The sequence below is a fragment of the Pseudomonas sp. F-14 TE3623 genome (genome assembly GCF_053629015.1).
In genome coordinates, this window is the sequence record NZ_JBRJHM010000001.1 from 4,623,647 (window position 1) to 4,637,322 (window position 13,676).

Consider the following 13,676-nt stretch of genomic DNA (forward strand, 5'->3'; position numbering starts at 1 on the left):
TGGGGATATGCCTCAAGATTAGCCCAGAAGTGGGACCAAGATTCGCTTTCGGGACTCAGCATCCGCGCCAACAAAAAAGGGCCCTTGCAGAGCCCTAGTAATCAAACCGTTTTTACTGAGTACGCCACGACTCGACAACGTCCGCGCCAAACTCGATTTTCCATTCTTTCAACTGCCGATGGTTACCTCCCTTGGTTTCGATCAGCTCACCAGAGTTCGGATTTTTGTAAATTTTTACATCGCGAGCTTTACGGGCTGCCTTTACAGGTGCTGCTATTGGTGCCGAGGTACGACGGCCAGCCTCTGGATCCAGGATGCTAATGATGTTCTTCAAGCTGAAGCCGTACTCGCCAAGCAACGCCCGCAATTTACTCTCAAACTCCATTTCTTTTTTCAGGCCGGAATCACTTTTCATCGACTCAAGCTCTGCGAGCTGTTCGGCCAGCTGCTGCTCAAGCTTACGAAATTCAGCCAAACGAGACATATGAAACTTCCTTCAGGTTAGAGTAATGAGGAATGAACATTCCAATGCTAAGCGATGATTAGCTCTTCGTCACCATGCTGCCTCAAGCATGAGCTAATCCACTCATTGCCGCCTGAACAACACATTATTATTGGGCTAGGAGAACTGTCTGAGCTGTCTTTTTCGCCGAATCGATTGCTGATGTATGTGTGAGTAAACCTATTCGGCTCTCCCCCAAAAAAGCGATACATTCCACCTCGCGTTTAATACTGAATAATTCGACCCCTGACTTGATTCTGCTCCCAGATCCATATGAGCCAGCATCATGCCAACTACCGTACCTCGCTGCTTACTGCTCTCACTGGCTATCGTTGATGGCAGCAGCTATGCCGCGTCTGCCCATGAACAAGATCAGTTCAGTCTGATTTTGCAACAACTCGACACTATCGAACGCCTTGTGACACGAGCTAAGACAGCCAGCACGGCTGAATCAGTCGAGCGCTATCGCTTCGACTATCCACGACTGACCCAGGACATTCAGCGCATTCGTCACGGAGTACAGGGCTACCTGTCCCCTTCCCGCGCTCAACCCCGCGATTCTACTGAATTGGTCGGCGATTACCGCCTCGATACTCCGCCCGCGGAGCCTTCGCCATGAGCATGACTGACGCCCAAACCTCAGCATTCCAAAACGCCTCCGGTTTCTCCCCGCAGAGCAGTTCGACGCTCTGGCTATCCCTGGTTCTCGTTCTGGCATTGCTTTGGTGCGCCTGGGTGTTGTGGACGGCTTACCGGGGATGGGCGGCCGGCAGTGTGCGCTTCGGCGCGTTTGGCGGCAGCGCCGCGCGCGTGCTGCTCGCATTGTTGGTCCTGATGTTCTTCACCCTGTCCTAACCCAGGAGATCGCCGTCATGCTCAAGTGCCTTGTCCCCCTGAAAAACAACCTGCGTGATCGTGCCAGTCAGCGCCTGATCGGTCTGCTGTTGGTACTCGGTCCAAGCCTGGCTTTTGCCGAACTCCCGACCATGGAAGCGCCTTCACGTGGTGAAGGTTCCGGGTTGATCGAGACGATCAAAAACTACGCCTACGACGGCGGCATCCTGCTCGGTTTGCTGATCACCCTGCTCGCTTTCTTGGGTGTGGCGTGGCATTCCCTGACCGTTTATGCCGACGTGCAGAACCAGCGCAAGACCTGGAAAGACCTCGGCGCGGTGGTTGGCATCGGCGCCCTGCTGGTGGTGATCATCATCTGGTTTCTGACCAAGGCCGCCGCGATTTTGTGAGGTTGGCATGAACGACACTATCGAACGTCTTGCCGACGGCACCTTGGTCTTTCTACCGGAGCGACTCAACCGTGATCCCGCCGTGTTGCGCGGATTGACCAATGATGAGATGTGGGTAGCGCTCGGCGCTGGCGCAGTCATTGGTCTGCTGCTGGGCATCCCTCTGGCGATCACCACCGCCTCCATTGCAGTGGCGCCGACCGGCATGATCGCGGGCATGACGGTGGTGCTATTGGCCGGTGGCACGCTACTGCGGCGGGCCAAACGAGCCCGCCCCGAGACCTGGCTGTACCGCAAGCTCGAATGGGTACTGGCCAGCCGTTGCCGCCTGGGTCGCGGCAGTCTGATCCTCCACTCCGGCGCCTGGACGGTTCGCCGTTCGCGTCGGCTGCGTCCTGCCCTGTCCCGGTGGCAGCCATGAGCCGATTTCGGAACAAGGTGGATGCCCAACAGGCCCATATCTTCAGCCTGCGCCTGGCAGTGGTGATTCTGGCTCTGATCTGTGCCGGACTCTGGTACGGCTGGCGCTCGGCACCGACCGATCTGACCGTGCATGTCCCCCCGGATCTGCGCTCGGGCAGCACGCGCAAGTGGTGGGATATCCCCTCAGAGAATGTCTATGCCTTTGCCCTGTACATCTTCGGTCAGCTCAACCGTTGGCCCTCGGATGGCGAGCAGGATTATCGCCGCGCTATCTATGGTTTGCAGTCTTACCTGACACCCGCCTGCAAGGCCTTCCTCGACGGCGACTACGAGTACCGCAAGGCCGCCGGCGAACTGCGCCAGCGGGTGCGTGGCGTCTACGAAATTCTGGGTCGAGGTTACAGTGAGGATCCGGAACTCAGGGTCAAGCAACTCGACCGCGACAGCTGGTTGGTCAAGCTCGACCTCAATGCCGATGAATATTACGCCGCCGAACCGGTGAAACGGGTGGTGGTGCGTTATCCATTGCGCGTTGTGCGTTTTGACCTGGATCCAGAGCGCAACAAATGGGGGCTGGCGCTGGATTGTTATCAGGGCACACCGCAAAAAATCTCCCTGCCTGGAGGTGAGCCATGAAGCGGATTTCTACCCTGGGACTCGCCGTCGCACTGACCACATGGGGAGCTGCAGCGCAGGCCGTCGAGCTGATGCACTGGGAACGCCTCCCCCTCGCGGTCCCGCTGGTGATCAACCAGGAACGGGTGGTCTTTGTCGATGAGGCTGTTCGAGTCGGCGTGCCCTCAACCCTGACGGGCAAGCTGCGCGTGCAATCAACCGGCGGTACGTTGTACTTGCGAGCGTCGGAAGCCATTGCACCGACCCGCCTGCAACTGCAATCAGTCGCGACGGGCGAGATCATCCTGCTGGATATCGCGGCCACGCCTGGTGAACAACCGTTGGAGCCCGTGCGTATTCTCAAGATCGCTCAGGTGCAGGCTACCGAGGCTGAATCTAACACCGCCCCTGTTCCAGAACGCACGCCGATCCCGGTCGCTTTGACGCGCTATGCCGCGCAAAGCCTGTACGCTCCGCTGCGCACCGTGGAGTCCCTGCCCGGCGTACGCCGCGTACCGCTCAAGCTGCGCACCGAACTGCCAACCCTGCTGCCGACCGAAAACGTATCCAGCACACCCATCGCCGCCTGGCGACTCGGTGATTATTGGGTGACGGCGGTGAAGTTGCGCAATCGTGGCTTAGAGACGGTGCAACTCGATCCGCGCCGGCTTCAGGCCAAGCTATTTGCCGCGGCCTTCCAGCATGCTTTCCTCGGACCTGTCGGCAGTGCTGAAGACACCACGATTGCCTACCTCGTCACCCGCGGTGCCGGCCTCGAACACGCGGTGCTATTACCTCCGCCCGTTGCGCGAGGTGCTAGCGATGAAAGCTAACGCCTTGCTCAAATGGCTGGTACCGGCTGCGTTGTTGGCCGTGGTGTTGATCATCCTGAAAAGCTGGGTCGCGGGTAGTACTCCCTCTCCAGAGCACCCTGTTAATCAGGGCAACATTCAATTATCCGTCGAGCAAGCCAAGTCGCTCGGCATTGCTGGCGATACTCCCCGGGATACGGTCGCCACCCTTGTCGGCCAGGTGAAGGCCATGCGCAGCGACATGCTCGGTTTGAAGAAACACAATGACTCACTGCAGACGGAAAACAACCGCCTACGCGAGCGGGAAAACAGTGTCGATTCGCGTATCCAGACGGCGCTTGGCAGCGTAACCCAGCAGGTCGACGAAGGCCGCCGTCAAGCCAACGAATCAAGACTCAAGGCTGAACAAGACAGTCGCCAGGCCCGCGGTCTGCTGACGCAATTGCAGGACCAGTTGTCGGGACTGACCGGCAAAGGCAAGGACATGCCGATCGGATTGGGGCTTGAGCCCGGTGACGGTGCTCAGTTTGAAGAGCAGCACTCTACCAATGATGCGCTGCAGTGGATTGAACCCTCGGATGCTCCGTCCACCGACGCCCGAGGCAAAACCAAGACTTCCCCCGCATTGAGTCTCCCTACCGCCTTCAACTCACTGGAAGGCTTGAAAGATAACGCTATTGATCGCAGCCAGAAACAACTGCGTGCAGTCACCCAGAGCGAGCGTGACCCGACACGATCCGCTGATCGTACCGAAGGCACGAAGCCGGTCTACACCATTCCCGAAAACGCAACATTGATGGGCTCAGTCGCCATGACCGCGCTGATTGGCCGAGTCCCAGTGGACGGCACCGTGAATGATCCCTATCCCTTCAAGGTGCTGGTCGGTCCGGAGAATCTGACGGCCAACGGCATCGACCTGCCGGACGTCGCGGGTGCCGTGATGAGCGGTACGGCGTCCGGTGACTGGACCCTGTCCTGCGTGCGTGGACAGGTCGAGTCAATCACCTTTGTGTTTACCGATGGCACCATCCGTACGGTGCCTCAGCCGAAGGCAGTCGCCAGCCGCAATGCCTCCACCACCCAGAGTTCGAACACCGACAAGATTCGTGGTGGACTCGGTTACCTTTCCGATCCGTATGGCATTCCTTGCATTGCCGGCGAGCGCCGCTCGAACGCCCAGCAGTATCTCGGCAGCCAGAGCCTGATCACTGCGGCCGGCGCGGGTGTCGCTGCCTTGCTCGGGAATGAGCAAAACAACAGCAGCGTGATCAGTTCGGGCGGCAGTACGCTCGGGGTCACTAGTAGCACGGGTAACAGCGCGCTGAATTCAATCCTCAGTGGTGGGGTCAGCGACATCCGCGAGTGGGTGAACAAGCTGTATGGCGAGGCTTTTGCTGCCGTGTACGTGCCACCGGCCGCACAGGTCGCGCTGCACCTCGACCATGAGATCACCATCGACTACGAGCCCAAGGGCCGGAGCGTTCGCCATGAAAAAGACCATGCCTCCCTGCCTGATCTGGATTAGCGTGCTTTGCTTAGTCCTGGTGGGGTGTTCCACCGACAAGGAGACGCTGCTGCCCCATGGCGAGCAAACCATGCTGGACATCTGGAACAGCGCCGGCTCACAAGGCACTCAGCAGCAACTGCTGGATGCTCGGCAACAGTTACACCGTCCCCTGGCCCAGACAGATTTCTCCGCCCCTCTCCAGGAACCGTACACACGCACAGCGACGAACGAGATCCGTAACCTGTTCCCTCGCCTGCCCAATCCCGATCTGGTGCTGTACGTGTATCCGCACCTGAGCGGTACCGAGCAGGCACCGGTCCCGGGCTACTCGACCGTTTTTCCGTTTTACCAGCGTGTGCAGTACGCATTGCCGGGTGAACGTCAGGAAGACTTGTAGTGCGTACCGGCGATTCGGAGAACCGTACTCCTGCGTGGAAAGCTTGGCGCAATCCATTGCGTCCTCGCGCCACCTTGGCTGATGAAGCCGCACTGTACGCACACAACCCCAGCTTCATCGATCACCTGCCTTGGGTCGAATACCTCGACACCGAGCAGTGTTTTCTGCTCGATGACAATCGTTCGGTGGGTGCGGTGTTCGAGTTGCTACCTATCGGCACCGAAGGGCGCGAACCCGATTGGTTGATGGCGGCCCGCGATGCCCTTGAGGATGCCCTGCAGGATAGCTTTGACGAGCTGGATCAAGCGCCTTGGGTGGCGCAGTTTTTCTGCCAGGACGACAACGACTTCACTCCCTACCTGACCCGGCTCACGGGCTATATTCAGGACCGCGCGCGAGGCACGGTTTTCACCGACACGTACTTGGAACTTACTCGCCGACACCTGAAGGCCATCGCCAAGCCAGGAGGACTGTTCGAGGACAAGGCAGTCACGCGCCTGCCGTGGCGCGGTAACAACCGGCGGGTGCGCCTGGTTGTCTATCGCTGGCTGGAGTCTGGCGCTGAGGAAACGGGACTCACCCCGGTGCAATCCCTGCAACAGACTTGCGAGCGTATCGCGGCTTCGTTGCAGGCGTGCGGCGTGCAATCGATACGAGTCGATGGCCCAGGTCTGTATGCCTGGTTATTGCCCTGGTTCAATCCTGCGCCCAGGCTCACCGATGAAGCGCCCGAGGAGTTCTACCGCCGCGTGTCCTATCCAGAGTCGGGCGACGGTGAGTCGCTGGAACTGCCCTTCGATCATGACTTCGCCGAGCGGCTGTTCTTCAACGAACCGCGTTCGGATGTGCAGCGCGGACTCTGGTTTTTCGATGGTCAGCCCCATCGGGTGATGGTGGTGGACAAGCTGCGGCGCGCACCGTCGATTGGCCAACTCACTGGCGAAATCCGCAAGGGCGACGCGGTGAATGCCCTGTTCGACCAGTTACCCGAAGGGACGGTGATAAGTCTAACTTTGGTGGTCAAACCCCAAGATGTGCTCGAGGATCAGTTGAATCGCCTGGCGCGCAAAGCCATCGGTGAAAACCTGGCCTCGACCCAGACCCGTCAGGATGTCGAAGAAGCCCGCGCGATCATCGGCCGCCAGCACAAGCTGTACCGCGGCACCCTGGCGTTCTACCTGCGCGGTCGCGATGAACAGCAATTGCACCAGCGCTCGGTCAGCCTGGCCAACGCGCTGTTGGGCGCGGGGCTGCAACCGGTACGTGAAGGCGATGAGGTCGCCGCCTGCAACAGCTACCTGCGTTGGTTGCCAATGACCTATAACCCATCTCGCGACACACGCAATTGGTACACCCGCCTGATGTTTGCCCAGCACCTGGCGAATCTGGTTCCGGTGTGGGGCCGCAACACCGGTACCGGCCACCCGGGCATCACCTTGTTCAATCGTGGTGGCTCGCCGTTGAGTTTTGATCCGTTGTCACGTCTAGACCGGGCCATGAACGGCCATCTGCTATTGTTCGGCCCCACCGGCGCCGGTAAGTCGGCCACCCTGGTCACCCTACTGATGCAGGTCATGGCCGTATACCGCCCTCGCCTGTTTATCGTCGAGGCCGGCAACTCATTCGGCTTGCAGGGCGATTACTTCGCGACACAGGGCCTGTCGGTCAACAAGGTCCAATTGAAACCTGGCGCTTCGGTCAGTCTTGCCCCCTTTGTCGATGCTTGGCGCCTGGTCGAGCAACCGGATCAGGTCGCGAGTCTGTCGATCGATGAGCTGGACGATGAGGTGGTACCCAGTCGCGAAGACCAGCGCGACATTCTCGGCGAACTGGAAATCACCGCCCGGCTGATGATCACCGGCGGCGAGGCCAAGGAAGAAGCCCGCCTGAGCCGAGCCGATCGCAGCTTGATCCGCGAGTGCATTCTCGATACGGCGCAGACCTGTGTCGCGTCGGGCCGTCAGGTGCTGACTCGCGACGTGCGCGACGCCTTGCTGCGCTTTGCCGCCGACCCGCACTTGCCGGAAAAACGTCGCGAGCGCGCCCAGGAAATGGGCGAGTCCATCGACCTGTTTTGCCAGGGTTTCGAGGGCGAACTGTTCGATCGCGAGGGCACGCCTTGGCCCGAGAGTGATGTGACCATTGTTGACCTCGCCACTTACGCTCGCGAAGGCTACGAGGCGCAGATGTCCATCAGTTACATCAGCCTGATGAACACCGTGAACAACCTTGCCGAGCGCGATCAGTATTTGGGGCGGCCGATCATCATGGTCACCGACGAGGGCCATATCATCACCAAGAACCCGCTGCTGGCGCCATTCGTGGTCAAGGGGACGAAGATGTGGCGCAAGCTCGGCGCTTGGTTCTGGCTGGCGACACAAAACCTTGCCGACTTCCCCGCTGCTGCGCAGACCATGCTCAACATGATCGAATGGTGGATTTGTTTGAACATGCCGCCCGCGGAAATCGAAGAAATCGCACGGTTCAAGAAACTCACGCCGGCACAGAAAGCCTTGTTGCTCTCCGCTAGTAAGGAGCCGGGGAAGTACACTGAGGGTGTCGTGCTGTCGAAGAAGCTCGAGACACTGTTTCGAGCCGTGCCACCCAGCCTTTACCTCGCCCTGGCCATGACCGAGCCCGAGGAAAAAGCCGAGCGTTGGACGCTGATGCAGGAGAACGGCTGCTCAGAACTGGAAGCGGCGTATAGGGTAGCTGAACGGATCGATAGAGCGCGAGGAATAGAACCCGCATAGGGGAATCTATTGAGGCTCTCGCTCTAAAGCGAGTGACCGGTTATTGCGGTACGCCCCGGAGCCGCTGCTGAATCCTCAACAGGAATCCGGCTTCGAAGGCATCCTGGCAGTCACCGACAGGAAAGGTCTTGCGGGTTTGCGCCAGCTCCCACCACAGGGGAACCTCGCCGGGCGTATCAAGCCAAGCCTGGGCACATTGCACGCCACGTTCGATCATCGAGGCAAACTCGTTGCCCCAAGGTATCAGAAGACTTGGGCAACCATCCGCCGCAGGAATTGAAATGTAGTTTTCGTCCATACACACCCTAGATTTCTGATTTATTGTTAGACGCTGGGCCCAGCTTCGAAAAGCTAACGACACCAAATGAACGCTCGATAACAGACATGAACACCAAATGGCCTAGATCAATGCCAATGTAGACTATATCCCGTGGATTGAGAGTCCCTCAAGGCGCAATTTGCGCGCATGACTCAAGACTACGAACAGCTTCGTCTGCAGCTGGCGGAAAACATCCGCTGGATGCGACGCGTGAAAAACCTTACCCAAGAGCAACTGGCGCTCATGGCCGAGGTGGATCGCACCTACGTCAGCCAAATCGAACGATGCACGGGCAATCCGTCGCTGTTGGTCCTGTGCAAGCTCGCCAATATTTTCGAAATTACCGCAGATCAGTTACTTGTGGAACCCGATATCCTGCGCAGCGCCCTTCACGTCAAATAATAGTCTCACGTCTCACAAACCCGATAGATCCGCCTTCATAATTTCCACTGACAGTCTTCCGTCCCTAACCGAACCTGCCCAGGCCATACACCAAGAGCCTGGATCATGCCTGTTGCCTGCTCGTCAATCCCGCCCACAAAGCTAAGGCCCTTGGCGCTGAGCGTCCTGCTGGCGTGCGGCCCAAGCATGGCGCTGAACACCGGCAGCATCACATCCTCCGTGCTTTCTCCAAGCTGTCTCGAATACAGGGTCGTCGGCATTTGTTTCTGGCTCCTCTGCACGCCCTTCGGCTGCACAGTCAAAACCTCGACCAAGGTACGTCATTTCATTCCTGAACTCGTGGTCTCGAGCTACGCCACCACGGGCAATAACCCCTGGACCGAGATGGCCGTCCTCTCCTCTCCCATCAGCGGCGCGGAGGGTGGCGGCAACCTGATCACGCCGAACACCCGGCGCGATAACCTGCCCCGCTTCAAGAACGTCGATGGCATCGGTCACCCCGGTGGCTGGGCCGCAACACAACTGGCTTCGCAATCCGGCTATGCCTGCGCCAGCGGTGCAACGGCATTCATGCCTTACTACCTGAGTACCCTGGATTCACTGGCCTGGCGCCATGGCACACCAGAAAGTTTCTACCCCGAGTCGCTCGTACCGGAGATCCGTGAAATTGGTCGTCAGGCTTCTGGAAACATGTGGGGCAACGTTTATCCCCGGCAGGGCTTTCTGGTACAGCCCGACGATTTCAAGGCGGCCGCCGTCATGGCGCAACGGGCCGGCGATGTGATTACCCGCAACTGGCAGCCGCATGTGTACTTACCCCTCACGCCCGCCAAACGCGACGGCTACTGGCCGCCTGGCCCGATCGTTGAAAACGACGCTTCGACCCACAAATGGCAATTGCTCTACCCCCAGGTGCAGCCAACGTGCGCCATCTTCCCCAGCGATCCGGTACAGAGCGCGGATGGCGGCTACGCCTGGTCGCTGTGGCGTCCCTATAGCTGCTGCAAACGCGAGGGACAGACCTTCCTGTTCAGCATCGACTTCGAAGGCGGTGCTTCATGAGCCGGCTTATCGCACGATCCTGGTTGGGCACGATGAGTCTGTTGCTCTGTGGACTGCTCGCCATGGCCACGCATGCCCACGCCGCCGAAGGCGATTACCGCTTGGGCACCCAAGGCGAAGTCCTCGACGGCCGCGTGATGTACACCATCGGTGGCGGCTCGGCAGTGGGCTCACCGAGTTCGCTCTACCGACCCAGCGGTCTCGGTGTCGGCGGCGCCTGGCGAGCCAACATGATGTGCGGAAACATGAGCCTCACCAATACCCTGCAAAACCAGCTAAACGGCGTCACCGAAGGTTTCCAGCAGATCATGGGCAGCATCGTGCAGAACGCGACCCAAGCCGTGATGTCGCTGCCGGCGTTGATCATCCAGCGCGCCAACCCCGGCCTCTATGAGTTGCTCAGTAACGGGGTAATGCAGGGTCGTATCGACTTCGACCGTTCCAAGCTGACCTGCCAGGCCATGGCCGAAAAGATGGCGGACAAGGTCGGTCAAGCCGGCTGGGGCGCGCTGGCCAAGAACCAGGAAATGCAGGGCAATCTGGAGCAAACAGGCGGTGATGCGGTGGCGGCGGTGAGAAACACCGAGGTCCGGAACGGCACCAATGGGGTGTCCTGGATCGGCGGTTCGAAGGCTGGTGGTGATGGGCAGACGCCCATTCGGGTGACCGCCGACGTGGTGCGCGCGGGCTATAACCTGCTGCATAACCGGTCGGTGGATGACAGTGCCTCGATCAGTAGCAGCGATTGCCTGGGTGGGGCCATTTGCCAGACCTGGGCCTCGCCGCAGGAGGAATCCGACTGGGCTGTTCGGGTGTTGGGCGAGACCGCAGTCGCAACCTGCGACACCTGCGAAACCCTGCGTGCTACCGCTGGCAGCGGATTGACGCCGTTGATTCAGGAGGCCTATAGCGAACGCCTCAAGGCCCTGCAAGGGTTGCTGTCTGGCTCACTGCCACCTACCCCTGACAATCTGACTAAAGCCTCCAGCCCGATGCTGCCGGTGACCCGTGGTGTGGTTGAAGCCCTGCGCGACGATCCAGACCAGGATCTATTGGCACGGCGCCTGGCCAGTGAAACGGCCTTGTCCAGCGTGCTCGACAAAGCGTTGCTGCTACTGCGCACCCTGCTGGCGGGCAGTCACGAGCCGAACATCGCTTCCGCCGAACCGGCCCAGACCGCCTTGACGAAAAACATCGACGCTCTGGAGCGTGAAATCCGCCTGCTGCAGACCGACCTGCAGGTCCGGCAGATGCTGACCACCAATACCGCCAGCCTGGTGCTCGATCGGCATGCCGGTGGTGCCGATGCTTCGCGAACCGTCGAGCAAGGCGACCCCGAGCCCGGTCGGCTCAATGATGCTGACGCCAGGCGCAAGTGAGCCATGAAACGCTCACCGCTATTCACTTTGCTTTCGGGTCTGGGGATTGTCGCGGTGATGATCCTGAGCGCCACACTAGTCGCATGGATCGGCCGCGCTGCGCTGGGTAGTTTCGAGGCCTGGCAGCAGGCATTGGAATCGGTACAGCCCTATCTACGGTGGTGGCGTGCCCTGCTCTACGGCGCCCTCTTTGCGCTCTGGTGGGATCTGCTTCGGCGCTACCGACATCGACCACAGGATCGACTGCGCGTGAAACGCATCGGAACATTAGGGCTCGTGCTCTTGACCGTCGTCGAACTCACCCGACTGTGAGGTCACCACCATGCTCATGAGCACCAATAGCTACCTGGAGTTTTACCTCTCCCTGCTGGCCTGGATCATCAACAACGGCCTCTGGAGCGTCCTGTCCGATACCGGACTGTTCGCCGCGCCCTTCGGAGCAATCATTTTGCAAGAATGGTTGTCGGCCCGTCAGCAAGGCGCGGATGAAGGCAACAAGGGACTGCTCTCGGTACCGCGGATCGAGAACCGGTTGTGGCTGGCCTACATCGTCGTCTTGTTCGGCTGCGCGCCGGTCTTTCCGTTGAGCCTCTCGTCAATGGCGTTCGATGATGCGGCGAGCCAGCGCTGCGGCGTGAGTGTGGCCAAGCCCGCGGAAACCGCCTGGGGGACGACCTTCAATACCATTGGCGAACGCTCCGCCAACGTACCGATTTGGTGGTTTCTGGTGCATGCCCTGAGCAAAGGGGTGACCGCGGCGGCCACCGCCTCCATTCCCTGCGCACCGGATATCCGGCAGATGCGCATGGAGATCGACAGTTCGCGCATCGATAGCCAGGTACTGCTGCAGGAAGTCGCCGACTTCACCCGCGACTGCTATGGCTATTCCCGTTCTCGGTTGTTCACCAACCGTCCGCAGTTGGACAAGGCACAAAGTCACGACACGTCCTGGATCGGCTCAAGCTATTTTCTCGACACGCCCGGCTACTACGATACGGATCGTTCACGCACACCGCGAGTCAGCTGGCCGTATGACGACAGCCGCGATGTTTCCTTACCGAGGCTGGAGAATGGCGCGGGATATCCCACCTGCAAGCAGTGGTGGAGCGACAGCGGTATTGGGTTGCGCGAGCGCTTGATTCAGCAGGTAGATCCTTCGCTGCTGACTCAGCTGAAAGGTTGGTTGACTGGTCGTTCGAGCAACGAGATCGAGGATGCCACCCTGCGTGAGCTGGTCAGCCCGCGCCAGCAATCGATGTCCATGTCACCCGGACAGGTGTATCAGGACTATGGCTCCAGCGCTCGTGGCGGCTCGATCAATCAGGGGCTCAATAACCTGGCAACCAATACCGGGTTGGCCCTCGGCTCCTTCAGCAACTTCCCGGCAATGAATGCCCTACGAGCTGCCCTGCCGATGGTGCAGGCTTTCCTGATCATGGGCGTCATCATCAGCTTGCCGTTAATTCTATTGGTCAGTACCTACCAGCTGAAGACCGTCATGACCGTGACATTCGCGCTGTTCACGCTGCACATGCTGAGCTTTTGGTGGGAACTGGCACGCTGGGTCGACTCCAGTATGCTCGATACCTTGTACAACCAGGTGTCGGCTTCCAATCAGGTGCTGTTATCTCTGCCCACATCCGGCTTCATGGATGGGACGATCACCGCGCAGGTCATTGAGTATGTAATGGGGGCGATGTTCTTGGTGCTGCCTGGACTGTTTTTGGTCGCCATGAGCTGGGCTGGCTACTCAATCGGCAACAGCCTTGAGGGGATGCTAGGTGGTGCAAGCAAAGCCGCGCATGGTGCAGCGGGCAAAGGAACAGGTCAGTTGATGGGGGCTACGAAGAAGCTTATCTGACGTCATCAGATGATTTGAAATGACCTATGTAGTGGCCGTTGTCATCGTAGTTGCCAAGATAGGAGTTAGCCCCAAGGTAGTCAGGACCTGGATTGTCCTCTTCAAGATCCGTGTCGATGACAGCCTTGGACTGCAGAAGGGCAATCACAGCGATCACCACCACAATAGAAGCAACCAGCCAGAAACCGATATAGAGCAGCCCTCCGACCAACGCCAACTTGGCAGTCAGAAAACTCCCGCGAACAAGAAATTTACCTACGGGCATACCTGCCGTCACCGCACGCTCAGCCGTGCGGGACTCAAACGCCTTCAACTTGCGATTACCACGCTTTACCGACATGCCACAGGCATACGCCCAGCGGTGGGCACGTGAATTCTGAACCGGTTGCTGAGTCGGCAT

General features: G+C 59.3%; 17 protein-coding genes. 14 read left to right on the plus strand and 3 right to left on the minus strand.

Annotated elements, in window-relative coordinates; all coding sequences use genetic code 11:
• Window positions 1–112: 112 nt before the first annotated feature.
• Window positions 113–484 carry a histone-like nucleoid-structuring protein, MvaT/MvaU family gene (locus tag AB7M29_RS21375; RefSeq protein WP_253424766.1) on the minus strand — a complete coding sequence of 124 codons (372 nt, stop codon included), beginning with the start codon at window positions 482–484 and terminating at the stop codon, window positions 113–115.
• 304 nt (window positions 485–788) lie between these two features.
• Here AB7M29_RS21375 and AB7M29_RS21380 point away from each other — a divergent pair, with 304 nt between their 5' ends.
• The 9 genes from AB7M29_RS21380 to AB7M29_RS21420 are packed head-to-tail and all read left to right on the plus strand — an operon-like array spanning window position 789 to window position 8,253.
• Window positions 789–1,121, plus strand: a complete 333-nt coding sequence (locus tag AB7M29_RS21380; protein ID WP_454247872.1) for an integrative conjugative element protein, RAQPRD family — start codon at window positions 789–791, stop codon at window positions 1,119–1,121.
• Window positions 1,118–1,357 carry a TIGR03758 family integrating conjugative element protein gene (locus AB7M29_RS21385; RefSeq protein ID WP_454247873.1) on the plus strand — a complete coding sequence of 80 codons (240 nt, stop codon included), beginning with the start codon at window positions 1,118–1,120 and terminating at the stop codon, window positions 1,355–1,357. The genes AB7M29_RS21380 and AB7M29_RS21385 overlap by 4 nt, the downstream gene beginning before the upstream one ends.
• 17 nt (window positions 1,358–1,374) lie before the next feature.
• Window positions 1,375–1,746 carry a TIGR03745 family integrating conjugative element membrane protein gene (locus AB7M29_RS21390; protein ID WP_454247874.1) on the plus strand — a complete coding sequence of 124 codons (372 nt, stop codon included), beginning with the start codon at window positions 1,375–1,377 and terminating at the stop codon, window positions 1,744–1,746.
• Window positions 1,747–1,753: 7 nt separating this feature from the next.
• The gene (locus AB7M29_RS21395; protein ID WP_454247875.1) at window positions 1,754–2,167 is read left to right on the plus strand and encodes a TIGR03750 family conjugal transfer protein; all 414 of its coding nucleotides are present in this window, start codon (window positions 1,754–1,756) and stop codon (window positions 2,165–2,167) included.
• Window positions 2,164–2,805, plus strand: coding sequence for a PFL_4703 family integrating conjugative element protein (locus AB7M29_RS21400; RefSeq protein WP_079443345.1), 642 nt, complete (start codon window positions 2,164–2,166; stop codon window positions 2,803–2,805). Before AB7M29_RS21395 ends, AB7M29_RS21400 begins: the two co-directional genes overlap by 4 nt.
• On the plus strand, window positions 2,802–3,617 hold the full coding sequence (locus tag AB7M29_RS21405; RefSeq protein WP_454247876.1) for a TIGR03749 family integrating conjugative element protein: 816 nt from the start codon (window positions 2,802–2,804) through the stop codon (window positions 3,615–3,617). Before AB7M29_RS21400 ends, AB7M29_RS21405 begins: the two co-directional genes overlap by 4 nt.
• On the plus strand, window positions 3,607–5,121 hold the full coding sequence (locus tag AB7M29_RS21410) for a TIGR03752 family integrating conjugative element protein (RefSeq protein ID WP_454247877.1): 1,515 nt from the start codon (window positions 3,607–3,609) through the stop codon (window positions 5,119–5,121). Before AB7M29_RS21405 ends, AB7M29_RS21410 begins: the two co-directional genes overlap by 11 nt.
• Window positions 5,084–5,500: a TIGR03751 family conjugal transfer lipoprotein gene (locus AB7M29_RS21415; protein ID WP_454247878.1), complete on the plus strand. Its 417-nt coding sequence runs from the start codon at window positions 5,084–5,086 to the stop codon at window positions 5,498–5,500. The genes AB7M29_RS21410 and AB7M29_RS21415 overlap by 38 nt, the downstream gene beginning before the upstream one ends.
• Window positions 5,500–8,253 carry a conjugative transfer ATPase gene (locus AB7M29_RS21420; RefSeq protein ID WP_454247879.1) on the plus strand — a complete coding sequence of 918 codons (2,754 nt, stop codon included), beginning with the start codon at window positions 5,500–5,502 and terminating at the stop codon, window positions 8,251–8,253. Before AB7M29_RS21415 ends, AB7M29_RS21420 begins: the two co-directional genes overlap by 1 nt.
• Window positions 8,254–8,293: 40 nt before the next feature.
• Here AB7M29_RS21420 and AB7M29_RS21425 read toward each other — a convergent pair whose 3' ends face one another.
• Window positions 8,294–8,551, minus strand: a complete 258-nt coding sequence (locus tag AB7M29_RS21425) for a LasR-specific antiactivator QslA (RefSeq protein ID WP_454247880.1) — start codon at window positions 8,549–8,551, stop codon at window positions 8,294–8,296.
• 168 nt (window positions 8,552–8,719) lie between these two features.
• Here AB7M29_RS21425 and AB7M29_RS21430 point away from each other — a divergent pair, with 168 nt between their 5' ends.
• The 5 genes from AB7M29_RS21430 to AB7M29_RS21450 all read left to right on the plus strand — a co-directional run bounded on the left by AB7M29_RS21430 (window position 8,720) and on the right by AB7M29_RS21450 (window position 13,276).
• Entirely contained in the window at window positions 8,720–8,974 is a 255-nt protein-coding gene (locus AB7M29_RS21430; RefSeq protein ID WP_128593176.1) for a helix-turn-helix domain-containing protein, read from the plus strand.
• 105 nt (window positions 8,975–9,079) lie between these two features.
• The gene (locus AB7M29_RS21435) at window positions 9,080–10,036 is read left to right on the plus strand and encodes a TIGR03756 family integrating conjugative element protein (protein ID WP_454247881.1); all 957 of its coding nucleotides are present in this window, start codon (window positions 9,080–9,082) and stop codon (window positions 10,034–10,036) included.
• Entirely contained in the window at window positions 10,033–11,415 is a 1,383-nt protein-coding gene (locus AB7M29_RS21440) for an integrating conjugative element protein (protein ID WP_454247882.1), read from the plus strand. The genes AB7M29_RS21435 and AB7M29_RS21440 overlap by 4 nt, the downstream gene beginning before the upstream one ends.
• A 3-nt stretch (window positions 11,416–11,418) precedes the next feature.
• Window positions 11,419–11,727 carry a hypothetical protein gene (locus AB7M29_RS21445; RefSeq protein WP_454247883.1) on the plus strand — a complete coding sequence of 103 codons (309 nt, stop codon included), beginning with the start codon at window positions 11,419–11,421 and terminating at the stop codon, window positions 11,725–11,727.
• Window positions 11,728–11,737: 10 nt separating this feature from the next.
• Window positions 11,738–13,276 (plus strand): conjugal transfer protein TraG N-terminal domain-containing protein, encoded by a 1,539-nt coding sequence (locus AB7M29_RS21450; RefSeq protein WP_454247884.1) that lies wholly within the window; start codon window positions 11,738–11,740, stop codon window positions 13,274–13,276.
• Here AB7M29_RS21450 and AB7M29_RS21455 read toward each other — a convergent pair.
• Window positions 13,269–13,676, minus strand: a complete 408-nt coding sequence (locus AB7M29_RS21455; protein ID WP_454247885.1) for a DUF3742 family protein — start codon at window positions 13,674–13,676, stop codon at window positions 13,269–13,271. The genes AB7M29_RS21450 and AB7M29_RS21455 overlap by 8 nt on opposite strands.